The sequence below is a fragment of the Prevotella sp. CAG:592 genome (genome assembly GCF_000436015.1).
Taxonomy (GTDB): domain Bacteria; phylum Bacteroidota; class Bacteroidia; order Bacteroidales; family Bacteroidaceae; genus Prevotella; species Prevotella pectinovora.
Genome location: NZ_FR892591.1, coordinates 11,054 through 28,784, shown reverse-complemented (window position 1 = coordinate 28,784; position 17,731 = coordinate 11,054). Strand labels below are relative to the sequence as shown.

The following is a 17,731-nucleotide window of genomic DNA, read 5'->3' as shown; positions in this document are numbered from 1 at the left end:
TTGTGCTCTTCGACGAGCTGGGCCGCGGAACGAGCACCTACGACGGCATCTCGATAGCTTGGGCAATAGTGGAATATCTGCATGAGCAGCCGCGTGCGGCAGCGCGCACCCTCTTCGCCACACACTATCATGAACTGAACGAGATGGAGAAGAACTTCAGCAGGATAAAGAACTACAACGTCAGCGTGAAGGAGATAAACGGCAAGGTGATATTCCTGCGCCGACTGGAGCGTGGCGGATCGGAACACTCATTCGGTATCCACGTGGCGCAGATTGCCGGTATGCCGAAGAGCATTATCAATAGGGCGAACGTGATTCTGAAGCAGCTTGAGGCTGACAACAGTGGTGTGGGGGCAGCCGGAAAGGCGGCAGTAGACAATATCTCGGTGCCGGGCAGCGGTGAGCAGCTGAGCTTCTTCCAGCTCGACGACCCTGTGTTGTGTCAGGTGCGCGACGAGATTCTCGGTCTCGACATAAACAACCTCACGCCGATGGAGGCGCTGAACAAACTGAACGACATAAAGACGATTGTGGGAGGAAAATAAAGCAAGCATGAACGGGAAAGAAGAATTTTCAGAGAGAAACCGGAATAAAGGCGGTTCAAAGGTGTCTTCCGGACTCACTGTCCGTACTTTCTGTCCTACCGACGTAGAGGAAATGACACGGATATACAATCATTATGTCACTGAAACCACTGTCAGCTTTGAGACCGAGCCTCTTACAACCGGCGATATGTCAGAGCGCGTGAGGCATATCGCTGCCGAGTTTCCCTGTTTTGTGGCAGAGCAAGACGGTAGGGTAGTGGGGTATTGCTATGCCCATCTCTGGAAGGAGCGGGCAGCCTACTCGCATACTTGGGAGGTGACAATATATCTCGATGTGCATCACACGGGACATGGCGCAGGCTCCAAGCTGATGAACCTCCTCATAGAGGCATGTCGCCAGACCGGCCGTTGTCATTCTCTCATAGCCTGCATAACGGCAGAAAACACGGGCAGCATAGCCTTTCATGGCAGTATGGGATTCGAAGAAGTTTCCTGTTTCAAGCAGGTGGGCTATAAACTTGGCAGGCGTCTCGATGTAGTGGATATGCAGCTGATGCTATGATGGATTGTATGCTGTTCCGATAGGGATGTATGCTTGTCTGTTCCTCCATTTGTCCATTCGTTAACTTGTCAACTCGTCAACTCGTCAACTTATAATAACACCATCATGACCAAGGTTTCTATCTATATGCCGGTATATAACGGCAGCGAATATCTGGAGCGCAGCATCGGTTCGGTGATCAGCCAGACCTTTGCTGACTGGGAACTTATCGCTCTCGATGATGAGTCGACAGACGACAGTCGCGCCATTCTCGACGGGTTAGCCAGAAGGGACAACAGGATTCGTGTGTTCTCAAAGCATAACGACGGCAAGGGGAATACAGCCCGCAATCTGGCGATGATGGAGAAATGGGCGCAGGGAGAATATTTCTTCTATATGTCGCAAGACGACAGGATAGATGCTGATTTGCTTGAAAAGGCTGTTGGCGAGGCGGAAAAGCGCAGTCTCGACATCGTGATACCCAATATGCTGCTCGAATATGCTGACGGAACGACTTCTGCGGTACAAGGTTCTTATCCTCCGAATGGCGACCATTCCTTGGTGTTCTCCGGCAAGGAGGCTTTCTATCGTAGCATAGACTTTTCTATCCATGGCTTCGCATTGATAAACAGAAGGCTCATTGACGAAGACAGGCAGGACACCAACCATTACGACAGTGACGAATATAACACGCGACTACAGTTCCTCGCCGCCGGGAGGGTTGGTTTTTGCGATTCCACTTTCTATTATTATCAAGGCAACGAGAATGCCATCACCAAGCGTTTCTCCATCCGATGGTTTCAGCGCCTCGACACTGCCGTAATGATCGACAAGCTGTTTTATGATACTTTCCACGACCACAAGTCATTCCCCAAGCTGAAATCCTGGCTTATGGCCATTTACATCACTCTCAGCGTGTCGTATATGCGTGAGTGGGCAAATATAAGCCCTGACGAGAGAAAAGCCGTTATAGCGCATTTCCGTGGCTTTGAGCGCAATATCAAGTTTGGTGGCTATAGAATGGCGGTATTGCGTCGCCTATCGCCATTGGAGAGATGTTTCGCCGTATGGTATTTCTTTTTCGGCACGTGTCGCAATATGAAATCGTTGTTCCGTATCTATAAGGGTAAATAATGCCAATGCAGTTCGGCTTTATCACCGCCAGAACAATCCTCCCTCTTTTGTTGTGCTATCCGACAAACTTCTTGAATTTTCCTTTCAGTTTCTCCATTATTGCCGTATGCTTTTTCACCACGTTGAGTGAGAACCATGCGTCGGCACAGAATATCAGCGTTCCGACAATACAATACAGCAGGTTGCTCTCGATGTGGGTGGAGGCGTAGACGCAGATGCCTACGGCAAGATGGAAGAGGATGGTTCGCACTACGGTGGACGACATCCTGTATTTGTATTTTATCCTGCATACCATCCTGGCGAAAAGCATTTCCAGCATATATGCCGTTGTTATGGCGATGCCGATGCCGAGCAGTCCGAACATATTGAAGCCCAGGATGACGAGGCTCGCCAGTACCACGTCGCTGAATATCTCTATCGTGAGGAATGTCATGGAATTGCCCCTCGACAGTGCTATATATTCCAGCGGCAGGAACACTCCGCGGCCATACATCGAGAGCGCTGCCACCTGCAGCATAGGTATCACGGCGTTGAACTTGCCGCTATATAGCAATGGCAGGAGTATTGGCATGAAGAGGATGAAGAGGACGATGAGTGGCGACACGATGTTCATAGAAACTTCAATCTGGTTGTTCACCGTGTCGTTTAGTTTACCGCCGTGCGTCTTTATAGCCGACAGACGAGGATAATAGTCGGTGTCTATTGCCGTGAACACCATTCCGGCGTATGTGAAAATCATCACATACATGGCATTGTAAAGTCCTACGGTGTCCACATCCGAAGCGTTGCTGAGATACGCTCTGATGGCGAGTTCCGCACCGCTGCCGAGCATTCCTGCCACCACGAAAGCTATGCCGAGCCGCAGGAATGCCATGCCTTCCTTTATGCAGTCGAGGCGGAACCGCATCTGTAGGGGGTAGAGCCTCAGGGAACACTGCAGCACTATTATCGCCTGCACCAGTGCCATGAGCACGAGCGACGGCACGATGCCTTTATAGTTGTATATCCAATATATAGGCACCGAGATGGCGAACACACCGATTGCCCCGTAGATAGAAGTTACGGCGAGGGCTTTCAGTCGCCGTGTGGCTTTCAGTATGGCGGTCTCTCCTACGGTCAGTGTGGTGAGTGCCACGACGGGCGAGAGGAGCACGAAGTGCAGCGTGTGGTCGCCGAATGAGAAAGTCCAGTCGCTGAGCAGCGAACTGAGTGCGGCACAGACCACGAGACCGAACAATGCCGTTATGAGAATCCAGTGGCGGAACACCTCAATCTCGTGTCTGAGCCACTTCTCGTCGCCGTTGTCGAATGCCATGGATATGTTTCTCACGGCACTGATGTGGAGACCGAAGTTCGTTGAGTCCACCACGAGCTTTATCGTTGATGAGAAAAGAGCCACGAGTCCCATACCCGCCGGACCGAGCAATACGGCAACTAACTTGTTGCGTACCAGTCCGATAAGGATATTGAGCATCTGCACGCCGCCGAACAGGCTCGTGTATTTCAGTATGTGTGAGTAGCTGTTGTTGCTGTTTTCCATCAAATTAACTAACGTGAGAAGGACTCAAATATTATTTAATTTTGAAAAGAAATGTTATCCTCTCACATAATGAGGCATATCGGCTGGTGTTATCATGGAGATTTCCACGATGCCGGCAACCTTGCCGTCCTTCTTCCATGCCGTCTGGTAAATCACTTTGTGAACGCCCTGTTTCTCAATGGTATAGGCGTTGCTGCCGCCGGTGGCGAGCAGGTGGCGGATAATCTCTTTAGATCTCTCCGAGTGACACTCGTAGAGATTCTTTCCAATCAGGTTGCCATGTTTTTTGTAGGTTTCCACCGCCTTGTCGTTCTGGTAGATGATGATGCCTTCGGCGTCGCACACCGTAACGGCACAGTTCATCTCTTTTGCCCATTCATAGTTTTCCATAATGATAGTCTTAAATGTTAATTGTTATAGTTGTTTACAATAACCCCTGTCCCCAGTCCCCTCCCTTTGGGAGGGTTAGGGTGGGTGTTAGGTGTCAGGTGTCAGTTGTCGGTCTTAATGCGCCTCCAGCCAGTTCTTCCCCCATCCAGAGTCAGCCACCAGCGGCACCTGCATCTTCAGTGCGTTCTGCATCTCCTCCAATACGATTTTCTCCACCTTCTCCTTCTCTTCGGGAAGAACGGAAAAATTCAATTCGTCGTGTACCTGCAGAATCATCTTCGATTTGATGCCCTCCTTCCTGAAGCGGCGGTATACATTTATCATCGCCACCTTTATAATGTCTGCTGCAGTGCCTTGGATAGGAGCGTTGATGGCATTTCGCTCGGCGAAACCCCTCACCGTGGCATTGTGAGAATTGATGTCGGCAAGGTATCTCCGTCTGTGGAACAGCGTCTCGGCATATCCGTTGGCGCGTGCCATCTGTATGCTCTTGTCCATATACTCCTTCACCTTCGGGAAATTCTCGAAGTATCCTTCTATCAGCTGCTTAGCCTCGTCGCGGCTTATCTCCAGCCGCTCCGCCAGACCGAACACCGTAATGCCGTAGATGATGCCGAAGTTGGCACGCTTTGCCTTTGTGCGTTGGTCTCTGCTCACCTCGTCGATGGTTTCTTTGTATATCTTTGCCGCCGTGGCAGTGTGGATGTCGTGTCCCTCGCGGAACGCTTCTATCATGTTCTCGTCGCCGCTCAAGTGAGCCATCACTCTCAGCTCTATCTGACTGTAGTCGGCAGAGAAGAATTCACAGCCCGGTTCCGGTACGAAAGCCTTTCTTATCTCCTTTCCGTCCTCGCCCCTCACAGGAATATTCTGCAGGTTGGGATCGCTCGACGACAGGCGTCCCGTGGCAGTCACGGTCTGGTTGAACGATGTGTGAATCCTCCCCGTTCGTGGATTGATAAGCTTCGGCAGAGCATCCACATACGTGCCGAGGAGTTTCTTCAACCCTCTGTGTTCCAGGATGTCAGCCACAATCTCGTGCTTGCCTTTCAGCGACTGCAGCACCTCCTCGTTGGTGACATACTGTCCTGTTTTTGTCTTCTTCGCCTTCTCCACGATTTTCATCTTTTCAAACAGCACCTCGCCCACCTGTTTCGGTGAAGCGATGTTGAATTCCATTCCAGCCAACTCATAGATTCGCTGTTCTATCTCGTGCATGCGCTCAGTGAGAGTCCTTGATGTTTCCTTCAGCGATTGCGTGTCGATGCGCACTCCGTTCATCTCCATTTCGGCGAGCACCGGCATCAGCGGCATCTCTATGTTGCAGAACAGATCGTAGGCGCCGCGCTTCTTCAGTTCCGGTTCCAGCTTGTTCTTCAGCTGCAATGTGATGTCCGCATCCTCGGCGGCATATTCATACACCTCGCTTGGCTGCAGATCGCGCATGCTCTTCTGGCCTTTTCCTTTCGGACCGATAAGTTCCTCTATGCGAATCGTCTTGTAGTCGAGATACGTCTCCGCCATGTCGTCCATGTTGTGTCTCGTTTCCGGTTGGATGAGATAGTGGGCAATCATGGTGTCAAACATCTTGCCTCTCACCTCCACACCATAGTTGGCGAGTACCTCGATGTCGTATTTCATGTTTTGTCCGATTTTGAGAATTTCTTCGTTTTCGTAGAGAGGTTTAAATATATTAACTATTTTTTCTGCTTCTTCACGATTGCTTGACACCGGCACATAATACGCCTCTTTTTCCTTCACGCTGAAGCTCAATCCCACCAATTCTGCATCTATAGCGTTGGTAGAAGTCGTTTCTGTGTCAAAACTAACAAAATCGTTTGTAATTAAAAAGTCATACAGTTTCTTTATATCCTCCTCTTTATCAACGAGTTCGTATTTGTGAATCATTGTTTTCAAGCTCTGAGAAGCGCCGTTTTTTATCGTTTCCTTCCCATCGTCGGGAATATCGGCAAAGAGATCGAGTTGATTTGAAACACTTTTTTGCTGTGGTTTAGGTTTGTTAAGGAATCGCTGGATAAAGGTTTTAAACTCCAAATCATTGAAGATTTCTATTATTCTTTCTTCGTCCGGCTCCTTCACCTTCAGTTCGTCGAGATTGAGTTCGATGGGGACATCGGTTTTTATTGTGGCGAGGAATTTTGAGAACTCAATTTGTTCTTTGTTTTCCTCCACCTTCTTTTTCAGAGCGCCTTTGAGTTCGTCGGTTCGTTGGAGTAGGGCAGTGATACCGCCAAACTGGTTGATGAGTTTCACTGCCGTCTTTTCTCCCACTCCCGGACATCCCGGAATATTATCGGCAGAGTCGCCCATCAGTCCGAGCAGGTCGATTACCTGCAGCGGAGAGTCGATGCCATACTTTTCCTTCACTCCCTCTTCGTCGAGAGTTTCATATCCGCCTCCGTGTCTTGGTCTGAACATCTTCACGTTTCCTCCCACGAGCTGTCCATAGTCCTTGTCTGGTGTGAGCATATATGTGTCGAGTCCCATCTCTCCGGCTTTCTTGGCGAGAGTTCCTATCACGTCATCAGCCTCATAGCCAGCCACTTCGAGCACCGGAATGTGCATAGCTCCGAGAATGTCCTTAATGATAGGCACGGCAGCCCTGATGTCTTCCGGAGTCTCTTCGCGCTGAGCCTTATACTGTTTGTAAGCCTCGTTGCGGAACGTAGGTCCGTGTGGGTCGAACGCCACACCGAGGTGTGTGGGCTTCTCCTTTGTCATCACCTCGTGTAGGGTGTTGCAGAAGCCCATTATTGCTGACGTGTTCATGCCCTTGGAGTTTATCCTGGGATTTTTTATGAACGCATAGTATGACCGGTATATCAGCGCGTATGCGTCGAGAAGGAAAAGTTTGTCCATTCTTTCAGTTCTTTTTCTTAGTTGTTGCTATGTAGGCGGTGTTACCTGTTTCTTATACTGCCACACCGCCGGTTGTGCCCTGTAATCAGCCCTCAGGACCTAAAGAGACACTGTTTTTTTTCCATTCATCAAGAATATCGTGTAAAATTACTTATTTTTTCTGATTAATCGGATAAAAAATGTAATTTTGTATCAAATTTCACGTAATGGACTATTTATCACTAATAAAGCAGCCGATAGAGGGCGACCTTGATGATTTCAACAACCTGTTCAATAGCTCGTTGTCGCATACCGACGGACTATTGTCGCAAGCCCTTGCATATATCCGTCAGCGCACCGGCAAGCGCATGCGTCCGATGCTCATCCTGCTGATGGCACGCAATTTCGGCGATGTGACCGATGTCACACAGAATGCCGCCGTAGGTCTTGAACTGCTCCATACCGCCAGTCTCGTTCACGACGATGTGGTGGACGAGAGCAGCGAGCGTAGGGGGCAGGCTTCGGTGAATGCCGAATACGACAACAAGGTGGCAGTACTCGTTGGCGACTATCTGCTGTCCACGGCATTGCTGCATGTGGCATACACCAGGAACACGCAGATTGTGAAATACCTCGCCGAACTGGGTCGCACGCTGGCAAGTGGAGAGATACTCCAGCTCTCTAATATCGCCAACGAGAAGATATCCGAAGATGTTTATTATCAGGTGATTAAGCAGAAGACGGCAGCTCTCTTCGAGGCATGCTGCGCCATCGGAGCATTGTCGGCAGGAGCCAGTGAACAGGAGATAGAAAGTGCGAAGAAATTCGGACAAGATCTCGGTATTATATTCCAGATACGTGATGATATTTTCGACTATTACGACTCTTCGGATATCGGTAAGCCTACGGGCAACGATATGGCAGAGGGTAAGTTGACCCTGCCCGTAATCTATGCCCTCAACACCGTATGCGACGATGCGATGACTGCACTCGCCTATAAGGTAAAGCAACGCACGGCGACTGCTGATGAGATAGCTCTGCTTGTGGATTTCGCCAAACGAAACGGTGGTATCGACTATGCTGAGAAACAGATGTGGAACTTCCATGCCGAAGCAATCCGTTTCATTGATACCCATGTCCGTTCTGAGGTTCTAAGAAAGAGTCTTGTGGCTTATCTCGATTATGTGATACGCAGGGAGAAGTAAAATCCACCTTTCTAAAATACCAAGAATCAAGCAACCCCCAATTACCGATTTGGTTTAAAACAAATATAAAAGGCGCATCCGGACCGATTCCAGATGCGCCTTATATATCGTAGCATTATGCTATTCTATTGTATGGCAATCATTTTATTTTGCCACTTTATAGGTCCTGCCGCCTTCTTTTACGATATAAACGCCTTTCTCGCCGCTGTTCAGTTGGTTGCCCACCTTAGTGCCGTCGAGCCTATAGAACGTCTTGTTTTGGTTCTCAGAGGCATTTCCTGTCACCTTGTCGATGCCGGTAGCGCCTGATACATAGTCAACATACTCGTCGTATGTCACTTTCTGTATAGGTGAGAAAGTATTGGTCTGTGCGTCAAGTCTGTTCACCACCATGCTCTTCTTGATGAAACCGTTGTTGCCGGTCATGAAGTCGTATGCCGGTTTGCTTGTAGTCTCCAGATATTCGTAGTCCATGGTCAAGGTGTAGTTGCCATCCATATCCGTATCGATATCTCCGATGCCGGCAGCTTTTGCGCCAGTGGTACTTGCTTGTTCGCTCACTACCTTTATGCAGTCGCCATGCTCGTTGTTGGTCTCCGTGATGGTCTCCACCATTGTGTTGTATGTACCGCTGGAGATGGTCATATCTGTCCTGTTGCTGCCATAGTCATCGAGCTTTTCGTTTGACATCGTGACGTTCAGGATACCATTGAGTTTAACGGTGATGGTGCTTTTAGTATCTGTATATTCGCCCCTGATAGTTCCTATTATAGGAATGTTCATGACAGTTATGCTGATAGTACCTTTCTCTATCATGTTCTCCGTATCGCCTAACATGTCTCCTTCGAGGTCGCTTATTCCTAAGTCGAAAATCTTGTTGGGATTGTATTTATACCATTTCTGTACACTTATCAACAATGGCACCGATGTTACCTCTCCAGACTCTTCGTCCTTCTCTTCTATCACGGTGGATAGAGAGTAGAGTTCGCCTGTCTTGGAGTCATATACGAAGTTGTATTCCCCCTCATTCACCAATGTTTTCGTGTCTTTATCCAGGGAGTATATAATCTCTTTTGTCACGTGTCCCTTTTCGTCGCGAGTCAGTTCTACCGACATCACAACCGTTGGGTTTGTCCATGTGCTGGTAGCGGCATCCCATGTATATTCCGTCACCTTGGTCACGAAGCCATCCAGTTTGTCGTCGTAGGTGTTCTCGGTTCTGATTTTGCCGTCACCGTCTTCTGTCACCGTTGCCGTGACATATCCCTTGCTGTTGTATTCTGTCTGTGTGGTGTCGTCCCATTGCCACGCTCCGTTTACATAGTCGTAGCTTGTGGTCTTGCAGGGTTTTGTGGTCTTCAGATCCATGCCCGTTGTGGCCACATTACCCACGATGGTTGACTCTTTCTTGATAACTTTAGCCATGGCAGACTTGATTTTCGACATGATGCCAGCATTCAGCTTTGGCATCTGTGCACTCGCAGTGATGTTGCCTAACGCCATCATAGCAGATGAAATGAGTACAATTCTTTTCATAATCTTGTGGTTTAAAATGTGGGTATTTATTGTGGGCAAGTAGACAAGGAAACCATTCGCTTCCCAGTCTACCTGTCTGTTTTAGTCTTAATGACCGATTGGGGGTTAAAAGAACTTTATCTGTTGTCCTTCGATTTCGCTGAGCAGCATGTTGGCGAGGCGGCTGGTGCCGAGGCGGAACCACTTGTTTGTCAGCCATTTCTCGCCCAACACCTCCTTTACGATGGTGTAATATATGAGGGCGTCCATCACGCTGTTGATGCCTCCTGCCGGCTTGAAACCGATCTGGATGCCAGTCTCGTCGTAATACTCCTTGATAGCCTGACACATCACGTAGGCAGCCTCCGGTGTGGCAGCAGGCTCCAGTTTACCTGTGGATGTCTTGATATAGTCTCCGCCGGCATACATGGCGAGGATTGAAGCCTTCTTGATGTTAGAGGCGGTCTTCAGGCAGCCTGTCTCCAGAATCACCTTCATCGGCTTGTCGCCACATGCACACTTCATCTCGCTGATATCGTCGGCAACGCCCTCGTAGTCGCCGCTGAGGAACTTGCCCACCGGCATTACGATGTCGATTTCCGTAGCTCCATCCTTCACGGCGAGTGCAGTTTCAGCCACCTTCACTTCTATGAGAGCCTGTGATGACGGGAAGCTGCCCGATACGCAAGCCACCTCAACGCCATCCACTTCGAGAGTCTCGCTCACCACCTTTGCAAAGCAAGGATATACGCAGATTGTGGCTACGTGTGGCAGGTCGCCGAACGCTTCGTCAAACTCGTTCACCTTCTCTGTGAAAGCCAGTACGCTCTCCTCAGAGTCAGTGGTCTTCAGGGTTGTCAGTTCGATGCTTCCCATGAGGAATCTCTTCACGTCCAGGTTGTCGTTTTCATGCACTTTCTCCGTGATGATCTTCTTCACAGCCTCGCGCACCTCGTTGTCATCGAGGTTTGTATTATACTTGCTCAGAGCCTCTTCATATTTGCTCGCCTTTGGTGTAGCTGCTTTCAGGGTACTCTCCGCCTTTGGTGTTTCTTTTTCTGTCATCATAATAAAGTTGTTTTTATTCTGTTTCCTATTCTGTTTTCTTATTCCTTATCCGTTTCCTGTCCGTTGTCGGGTGGGGTAGAAGCCGACTTCAGCTTGGGGTTGTTGCGGTGTCTGTCGTGGTCTCTCTGCGTCTTTTTTTCCAGACTCTTCTGCAGTTCCTCCGTCAGGTCCACGCCCGTCTGGTTGGCAAGGCAGATGAGCACCCACAACACGTCTGCCATCTCTTCGCCCAGGTTTGGTTTTTCTCCCTTCTTGAAGCTTTGGTCGCCGTAGGTGCGTGCCATCACGCGAGCCAGTTCGCCCACCTCCTCAGTGAGACAAGCCATATTCGTGAGCTCCGAGAAATAGCGCACTCCATACGTCTTTATCCATTTGTCTACGGTCTCTTGTGCCTCTTTTATCGTCATGCTGTAATGATTTGGTATATGTCCCATATCAGTATAGCGTCGCACGCTATGCTCAGGACCAATGTTATTGCTTTTGCCGTTTTGTTTTCCGACAGGAAGAAGTCGGCGTTTATGCATCCGCAGAGACACGTCCATGCTGCCAGTCTCACGTATTCGTTCTGCAGCCACAGCTTGTCTGCCATGCTGATTGCTCCAAACATGATGAAAAGCGCCAGAGGAAGCGTTTTCAGCTTCTTCTTTTCCATTCCTTTTATTTCTGTTTGTTCTTTTCCCATTAATCTTATTATGGTTTCTTTTTGCTGCTATTCCTTGTGCTTTGTGTCTATACAGATGGTCACCGGTCCGTCGTTGAGCAGTTCCACCTTCATGTCGGCACCGAATTCGCCTGTGCCTACAGGCTTCCCGAGGGCTGTGCTGAGATCGCTGCAGAATTTCTCGTATAGCGGCACCGAGAGTTCGTGTGGAGCGGCATGAATCCACGAAGGGCGGTTGCCTTTCTTTGTGGATGCCATCAGAGTGAACTGGCTCACCACTATTATATCGCCGCCGTCGTCGAGTATAGAACGGTTCATCACACCGTTCTCATCGTCGAACACGCGCAGGTTAACTACCTTCTTCACCAGCCAGTCTATGTCTTCCTGGGTGTCCTCGCAGCCTATTCCGAGGAGTATCAGAAAACCCTTTCCGATGCTTGATTTCACTGTGCCGTTTATTGTTACCGATGCGTGGCTCACGCGCTGTATGACAACTTTCATCTTTTTATGTTCTTATTCTGTCTACAAAGTTACCTTTTTATTGAATTACCGCAAAATATTCCCCTATAAATTACTGCTTTTTACTGTCGAAATATTCTCTTAACAATTCCGCTTTCTGTCTGCCAACCACCTCTGTCAGGCTCTCCACATCGCTCTCACGCATCTTCTTCACCGTCTTGAACGCCTTCATCAGCGCCTCTTTCGTCTTTGGTCCGATGCCTTTGATGTCGTCAAGTTCCGAATGCAGGGCGTGTTTAGACCGCTTGTCGCGGTGGAAAGTGATGGCAAAGCGGTGCACCTCGTCCTGGATGTGTGTCAGCAGCCGGAACAGTTCGCTGTCCGTCTTCATTCCAATCACCTTCGGAGGAAATCCATACAGCAGTTCGTTAGTGCGGTGGCGGTCGTCTTTTGCCAGTCCGGCGATAGGTATGTCGATATGCAGCTCGTCTTCTATCACCTCTCTCACCACTTCCATCTGTCCCTTTCCACCGTCGGTTATGATGAGGTCGGGCAGTGGCTGTTCCTCCTCTATGAGTCGTGAATAGCGCCTTCTCACCACCTCTTTCATAGAGGCATAGTCGTCGGGTCCCACCACGGTCTTTATGTTATATTTGCGGTAGTCTTTCTTGCTTGGTTTCATCTTCTTGAACACCACACACGCTGCCACGGCATCTGTTCCGCTGATGTTGGAGTTGTCGAAACATTCTATCTGATACGGCATCTTGGGCAGTTTCAGCGCCTCCTGAATCTCCTTCATCAGTCTCACCGCCTTCTGCTCAGGGTTTAGTTTTTCAGCCTGTTTCAGACGGTCGAAACGGTATTGCTTGCCGTTCATTTCAGAGAGTTCCAGCAGTTTTTTCTTGTCGCCCCTCTGCGGAATGGTCAGCGTGATGCCGTCGAGAGGCAGTTCGATGTCGTGTGCCACGATGATTTCCCTCGACTTGCTGCCCAGTTTCTCCCTTATCTGCATGATGGCGACAGGCAGTATCTCGTCCTCGTTCTCATGCAGTTTTTTCTTGAATTCAAAGGTGAACGCCTGGTTTATATTGCCGTTAGTCACATGGATATAGTTCACAAAGGCGATATTCTCGTCGTCGGTCACAGTAAACACGTCCACATCGTTGATGGTATGGCTCACCACCTCACTCTTGGAGCAGAAATTATCAAGCAATATATACTTCCTCTTTATCTCTTCCGCCTCTTCGAAACGCAGTTCTTCGGCAAGCTTCTGCATCTCCTCAAAGAGCATTTTCTGCACCTCGCGCGTGTTTCCTTTCAGTATTTCGCGTGCCTGCTCGATGTTCTTCATATATTCCTCGTGCGACTGTTTGCCTATACACGCCCCGGAGCAGTTCTTTATGTGGTAGTCCAGACAGGGAGAATATCTCTTCTGTCTGATGCCCTCCTCCGTGAGTGGCAGTCGGCAGGTGCGGGGCTTATACACTTTCTTTATTATATCAAGCAGCGCATACATCGTACCGATGTGGCTGAACGGACCGTAATAGGTGCCGAATTTCTTGTTTATCACCCTCGTCTTGAATATCCTCGGATAATACTCCTTCGTGATAACGATAGAAGGGTAGGTCTTGCCGTCCTTGAGCAGAATGTTGTATTTGGGTTGGTATTTCTTTATCAGATTGTTTTCAAGAAGCAGAGCGTCTTCCTCCGTGTTTACCACTGTGTATGTGATGTCCCAGATCTTGCTCACGAGCACCTTCGTCTTGTATCTGTCCACCTCCTTATGGAAGTATGACGACACACGGTTCTTCAGGTTCTTCGCCTTGCCCACATAGATTATGGTGCCCTCCTTGTCGTAGTATTGGTAGCTGCCGGGCTTGCCAGGCAGATTGCTGACTATGCCCCTCAGATGCTCCAACCGCTTTTCATTTTCTTCTTTTGTCATTTTCTCTAACTTCTTGTTTCATAGAACTTTTGGGTGATAATGTTTCACGTGAAACTTTAACATCCCTTCTTTATTCTTGTTTGTCGATGCGCCTTGTGCGCCTCTTGTCTGCCGTATGGCTTCCGCAGTTTTTGGAGTGCAGATTTGTGTTGTCTGCTGTATGGCTCCTGTGTTCCGTCTGCGGGCCTCTCTGTTGTCTCGTGCAGCCATACAAAGATAAGCATCTCGTTTGGTTCTTACAAGAGTTTGAGGGAAATTTATCTGTGAGGATGTGCGGATGCTGATGGGTGGTGGATGGGGCTTATCACTGATATTGTTATTCCGTGTTGTCTTTGTGCCCCTGGCCTGCGGCAGGGACACAAATCAAAAAAAGAAACACGGATAGCACGGACTTTACACGGATTGGTCTTTCACGGATCTTTTTTTGATGTTATTTAGCTAATGATTCTTGGATCTTGGTTTGGATTGAGCAGGATTTGCAAGTGCTGGGGCACTTCCTATTTTCGATATGCTTCGCGATGCACAATTGTTATCGGGTGTTCCCTTCTGCCAATGAGCAACTCGTTCCTTCCCTTTGGGAAGGTTAGGATGGGTTCCCCTTTGGGAAGGTTAGGATGGGTTGAGGTCAGGATGGGTTTGAGATCAGGATGGATATGAGGCTTAGAAGGGATATCCCACTGCGAGATGGAGCGACTGGCCGTCTTTGAATTTGCGTATGTTGTAGTAGCCGCTGCGGCCGGTGTCGTATGGCATGTGGATTCCCACTCCCCAGTCTATGCGCAGGATGAGGAACTGCAGGTCGTAGCGCACTCCGATGCCGGTGCCTACCGCCATCTCCTTGAGCAGGTTCTTCATCTTGAACTGTGCCCCCTTGCGGTATCCGTCGTCGCGCACGCCCCACACGTTGCCGGCATCGAGGAAGGCGGCGCCATAGAGGTCACCGAAGAGATTGAAACGGTATTCCAGGTTGGCGAGAAACTTCATGTCGCCGGTCTGGTCGAGATAGGAGAGGCGCGCCTGGTCGGTGTAGTAGCGTCCCGGACCTACCGATCTCACGGGGAAGGCACGTATGCTGTTGGCGCCTCCCACATAGAACTGCTCGCTGTATGGCGTGGATGCTGCGTTGCCATACGAATATACGATGCCAGCATTGACATGGCCCACGAGCTGCGACTTGAGTCCGATGCTCCATGTCTTGGTGAAGTCGGTCTCCAGTTTCAAGAATTGTGCATAGGCGTTCTTGAAGAGCTCCTTGCCCTTGGCGTTCCATTTCTTGCCTGCCGCGAGATAGCCGAGCGAGAGCACGTTGCCCGACTCCGAGAGCGTGAGGTTCCAGTATATCGGGTTGCGGTATTTCTTCGGACTGTTGTATGTGTAGGAGAACTGCATCTTCGGTATGAGCATGTCCTGCATGGTGGCGAGGAGATAGGGGTTGGCGTTCATTATGGAGTCGAAGGTGTGGGTGGTATAGGTGAGGTGCTGGTATTTCAGCGTCAACGGTGTCACCTCGAATTTCTTCGTCTCCGTGGGCTGCCACTGGTAGGTCCAGTTTCCCGACGCCGTATGCATCTTGAAATATCCCGGTCTGTTGATGACGTTTGCCGACGCCCTCGCCGTTGTAGTTGGCGTGACGTGATATCTGTAAGGCTTGAGGAACGGAAATATCATTCGTGGGAATGACACCGAGAGGTCTGCACCATATTCATAGGAGTTGTAGTCCTTGCCGTTCTGTCCTCCCGTCTGCCATTCGTAGGCTCCATGCAGACGCAGGTCTACCACCTCTCCGCCCTTGAAGGCATTAAGTTTCTTCAGACCGAGCACCAGCTCCGGTCCGGTGCGGCCGTTTATCTTGTTGCTATAATTAGTCTCCACATAAAACTCATACGGTTTGTTGAGCACGCAGCTCACCGTCATGTCGAGGGTGTCACATTGTGCGGTGGTGTCGCGAGGTGTGAAAGCGAACTGCACCGAACTGTATTGTCCTGCCGAACTGAGCCTTTCGGCACTTTCGAGATATGCGTCCTGGCTATACTGCTGCCGTGGGAACAGACGGAGATGTCTCAGCAGCAGACGCGCTCTGATTGGCGGGCGCTTGCCGTTGTAGGCGAGTATGAGGCGGCGGTAGTTGAACGAGTCCTTGAGCTGCTCCATGAGCTGCTTCTGGATGTTCACCTTCAGGTTTCCGATATACCATTTGTGGCGCGCCCTCTCCGGGATGTTGTCGGCGAGCTGCAGTCTGAGCTTCACCCTGCCCTGATGAGCCAGCGTGTCGGCGAGATACGAGGCGTAGGCAGGCTGGAAATAGTAGTATCCGTTGTTGCGGAAGAGGGCCTCCGCATCGAGGGTTGCCACATTGAAAGGCTTGCCCGGACCAATCAGCGCCTGGTCGCGGGTGGCGAGTATCAGACTGTCTGCCACGGCGGGGAAGTTGGCATATTCCACGGTGTCGATGAGCGACAGCTGGTTCATCGCCACCTTATATAATATCTTTGCCTTCTTGGGATTCTTCTGCGTCTCCACTTCAAAGCCCACCGTGCCGCCCAGATAGCCATGATTGCGCAATACCGACTGTGCCACCGACGCTCTCAGCTGCGGGTTCACCCAGCTCATGAGCACCGGTGCGCTGCCGAAGGTCTTGGCAATCCATTTGCCGAGTTTTCCCTCAGAGTTCTGGAATGCATTCCATATCCATAGCTTATATGGTATGGTGCGATGATATGAGCTGCCGAAGAAGGCTCCGTTTGGTGCCGTAGCAAGTGCTGCCTCCACTTCTTCCTGAGTGGAATAGTAGTGGTCAGACTTCTCGCAGTCGTCATATTCTATCTGTTTCAGTCCCACATATAGCTGGTCGCCCTCGGGCACGGAACTTGTGGTGGAACACGCCGTGGCGAGAAACGCCAAGGCACATACTATCAGTGTGCCGAGGGTATTTGACATTATTTGGTGTTTCATTTTTATTTAGTTGACGAATTTAACGCATTCTAATATTATCGTAAGACACCCGATGCTTTTCTGAAAAGGGGAACCCATCCTAACCTTCCCCAAGGGAAGGAACAAGTTACTATGCTTAGTCATAGACTTATTCTGCCAATCACTTCAGCCCCCTCTCGTTCTCCCCCGAAGGGGAGATGAAGGTTACTCTTTCTTATAGCAGTCAAGCAGACGAACAGACGAGAGGACGAGCGGACAAGTGGACGAGTGGACGAGCAGACAAGTCATCCTACTTGATTGCAAATCACTTAATCTCCCTGTTCACCAGAGGCGTCTTAGTGGAGTCACCTGGAGCCGGGCGCTGGGGAGCTGCCGGCATCTGCATCTTTCTCTCCTTGCGGAAGAGATCCTTGAAGTGCTGCATCGTCTTGCGCCATGTGAATCCCACTCCGAACTCCTGCGTAGTACCTTCGAGCCAGTCGTAGGAGTTGTTGTCGTAGAAGAGCCGCAGGTATTTGTTCGATGTGTCGCCCAGACGGTATTCAAACGTCACGTTGTCGAAGAACGACTCGTTCTGGTTTGGCACGTCGGCACCGCTCGACACCTTTCCGCCCACGATTATCTTGAGCCTGTTGTTCCAGAATCTCTTGGCAAACTTGAACGAATAGTCTGTGTGCATACTTCCCGAGGCATCGGTGGAGTTGTCGATGCCGAAGCTCAGATCGAGGGTGCGAAGGGCATTTCCCGTTATGTTGTTTATCTCAGTCTGCAAGAACGAACTGAGGGCACTGTTCATTGAGAATGCGCTGGTATTTCCGTCAGCGAGATACATTCCCGTGGTGAGCATCGTAACGGCGAGTTTGCCTCTCTGCTCCATGCTCATCGCCTGCAGCTCATTGTGGAGCGACATATCCTCGGGAGCATCGAGCGTGAACTCC

15 protein-coding genes are annotated in these 17,731 nt (G+C 49.9%); 4 read left to right on the top strand and 11 right to left on the bottom strand.

What is annotated here, in order from left to right:
• From QVO99_RS07010 to QVO99_RS07000, 3 genes are all read left to right on the top strand, one after another.
• Positions 1-545, top strand: a 545-nt coding sequence (locus tag QVO99_RS07010) for a MutS-related protein (protein ID WP_441295408.1), incomplete at its 5' end; no start/stop codon positions are given.
• 7 nt (positions 546-552) lie between these two features.
• Positions 553-1,107 carry a GNAT family N-acetyltransferase gene (locus tag QVO99_RS07005; RefSeq protein ID WP_022316894.1) on the top strand — a complete coding sequence of 185 codons (555 nt, stop codon included), beginning with the start codon at positions 553-555 and terminating at the stop codon, positions 1,105-1,107.
• A 105-nt stretch (positions 1,108-1,212) separates the two neighbouring features.
• On the top strand, positions 1,213-2,220 hold the full coding sequence (locus tag QVO99_RS07000) for a glycosyltransferase family 2 protein (RefSeq protein WP_022316893.1): 1,008 nt from the start codon (positions 1,213-1,215) through the stop codon (positions 2,218-2,220).
• Between the two features lie 55 nt (positions 2,221-2,275).
• Here QVO99_RS07000 and QVO99_RS06995 read toward each other — a convergent pair whose 3' ends face one another.
• The 3 genes from QVO99_RS06995 to polA form a co-directional block, all read right to left on the bottom strand.
• On the bottom strand, positions 2,276-3,760 hold the full coding sequence (locus QVO99_RS06995) for an oligosaccharide flippase family protein (protein ID WP_022316892.1): 1,485 nt from the start codon (positions 3,758-3,760) through the stop codon (positions 2,276-2,278).
• A gap of 54 nt (positions 3,761-3,814) precedes the next feature.
• Positions 3,815-4,150 carry a hypothetical protein gene (locus tag QVO99_RS06990; protein ID WP_022316891.1) on the bottom strand — a complete coding sequence of 112 codons (336 nt, stop codon included), beginning with the start codon at positions 4,148-4,150 and terminating at the stop codon, positions 3,815-3,817.
• A 114-nt stretch (positions 4,151-4,264) separates the two neighbouring features.
• A complete protein-coding gene (polA, locus tag QVO99_RS06985) occupies positions 4,265-7,030 on the bottom strand; it encodes a DNA polymerase I (RefSeq protein ID WP_022316890.1) in 2,766 nt (921 codons plus the stop codon).
• 206 nt (positions 7,031-7,236) lie between these two features.
• Between polA and QVO99_RS06980 the strand changes: the two genes are divergently transcribed.
• The gene (locus tag QVO99_RS06980; RefSeq protein ID WP_022316889.1) at positions 7,237-8,214 is read left to right on the top strand and encodes a polyprenyl synthetase family protein; all 978 of its coding nucleotides are present in this window, start codon (positions 7,237-7,239) and stop codon (positions 8,212-8,214) included.
• 144 nt (positions 8,215-8,358) lie between these two features.
• Here the strand turns inward: QVO99_RS06980 and QVO99_RS06975 are convergent, their stop codons facing one another.
• The 8 genes from QVO99_RS06975 to QVO99_RS06940 form a co-directional block, all read right to left on the bottom strand.
• A complete protein-coding gene (locus tag QVO99_RS06975) occupies positions 8,359-9,750 on the bottom strand; it encodes a hypothetical protein (RefSeq protein ID WP_022316888.1) in 1,392 nt (463 codons plus the stop codon).
• Positions 9,751-9,855: 105 nt separating this feature from the next.
• Entirely contained in the window at positions 9,856-10,794 is a 939-nt protein-coding gene (gene deoC / locus QVO99_RS06970) for a deoxyribose-phosphate aldolase (RefSeq protein ID WP_042518125.1), read from the bottom strand.
• Positions 10,795-10,835: 41 nt separating this feature from the next.
• Positions 10,836-11,204: a nucleotide pyrophosphohydrolase gene (locus tag QVO99_RS06965; protein ID WP_022316886.1), complete on the bottom strand. Its 369-nt coding sequence runs from the start codon at positions 11,202-11,204 to the stop codon at positions 10,836-10,838.
• The gene (locus QVO99_RS06960; protein WP_156136941.1) at positions 11,201-11,449 is read right to left on the bottom strand and encodes a hypothetical protein; all 249 of its coding nucleotides are present in this window, start codon (positions 11,447-11,449) and stop codon (positions 11,201-11,203) included. Before QVO99_RS06960 ends, QVO99_RS06965 begins: the two co-directional genes overlap by 4 nt.
• Before the next feature lie 57 nt (positions 11,450-11,506).
• On the bottom strand, positions 11,507-11,959 hold the full coding sequence (gene dtd / locus QVO99_RS06955) for a D-aminoacyl-tRNA deacylase (protein ID WP_022316884.1): 453 nt from the start codon (positions 11,957-11,959) through the stop codon (positions 11,507-11,509).
• Between the two features lie 70 nt (positions 11,960-12,029).
• Positions 12,030-13,862, bottom strand: a complete 1,833-nt coding sequence (uvrC, locus tag QVO99_RS06950; RefSeq protein ID WP_022316883.1) for an excinuclease ABC subunit UvrC — start codon at positions 13,860-13,862, stop codon at positions 12,030-12,032.
• 660 nt (positions 13,863-14,522) lie between these two features.
• Positions 14,523-16,814 (bottom strand): translocation and assembly module lipoprotein TamL, encoded by a 2,292-nt coding sequence (gene tamL, locus QVO99_RS06945; RefSeq protein ID WP_288177033.1) that lies wholly within the window; start codon positions 16,812-16,814, stop codon positions 14,523-14,525.
• A 283-nt stretch (positions 16,815-17,097) separates the two neighbouring features.
• Positions 17,098-17,731 (bottom strand): translocation/assembly module TamB domain-containing protein (locus QVO99_RS06940; protein WP_288177032.1); only part of this gene is annotated, 634 nt, incomplete at its 5' end.

Bases quoted from the DNA above. Each gene is read 5' to 3' on its own strand.
- QVO99_RS07005 (WP_022316894.1), top strand. From the start codon at position 553: ATGAACGGGAAAGAAGAATTTTCAGAGAGAAACCGGAATAAAGGCGGT.
- QVO99_RS07000 (WP_022316893.1), top strand. From the start codon at position 1,213: ATGACCAAGGTTTCTATCTATATGCCGGTATATAACGGCAGCGAATAT.
- QVO99_RS06995 (WP_022316892.1), bottom strand. From the start codon at position 3,760: ATGGAAAACAGCAACAACAGCTACTCACACATACTGAAATACACGAGC.
- QVO99_RS06990 (WP_022316891.1), bottom strand. From the start codon at position 4,150: ATGGAAAACTATGAATGGGCAAAAGAGATGAACTGTGCCGTTACGGTG.
- polA (WP_022316890.1), bottom strand. From the start codon at position 7,030: ATGGACAAACTTTTCCTTCTCGACGCATACGCGCTGATATACCGGTCA.
- QVO99_RS06980 (WP_022316889.1), top strand. From the start codon at position 7,237: ATGGACTATTTATCACTAATAAAGCAGCCGATAGAGGGCGACCTTGAT.
- QVO99_RS06975 (WP_022316888.1), bottom strand. From the start codon at position 9,750: ATGAAAAGAATTGTACTCATTTCATCTGCTATGATGGCGTTAGGCAAC.
- deoC (WP_042518125.1), bottom strand. From the start codon at position 10,794: ATGACAGAAAAAGAAACACCAAAGGCGGAGAGTACCCTGAAAGCAGCT.
- QVO99_RS06965 (WP_022316886.1), bottom strand. From the start codon at position 11,204: ATGACGATAAAAGAGGCACAAGAGACCGTAGACAAATGGATAAAGACG.
- QVO99_RS06960 (WP_156136941.1), bottom strand. From the start codon at position 11,449: ATGGAAAAGAAGAAGCTGAAAACGCTTCCTCTGGCGCTTTTCATCATG.
- dtd (WP_022316884.1), bottom strand. From the start codon at position 11,959: ATGAAAGTTGTCATACAGCGCGTGAGCCACGCATCGGTAACAATAAAC.
- uvrC (WP_022316883.1), bottom strand. From the start codon at position 13,862: ATGACAAAAGAAGAAAATGAAAAGCGGTTGGAGCATCTGAGGGGCATA.
- tamL (WP_288177033.1), bottom strand. From the start codon at position 16,814: ATGAAACACCAAATAATGTCAAATACCCTCGGCACACTGATAGTATGT.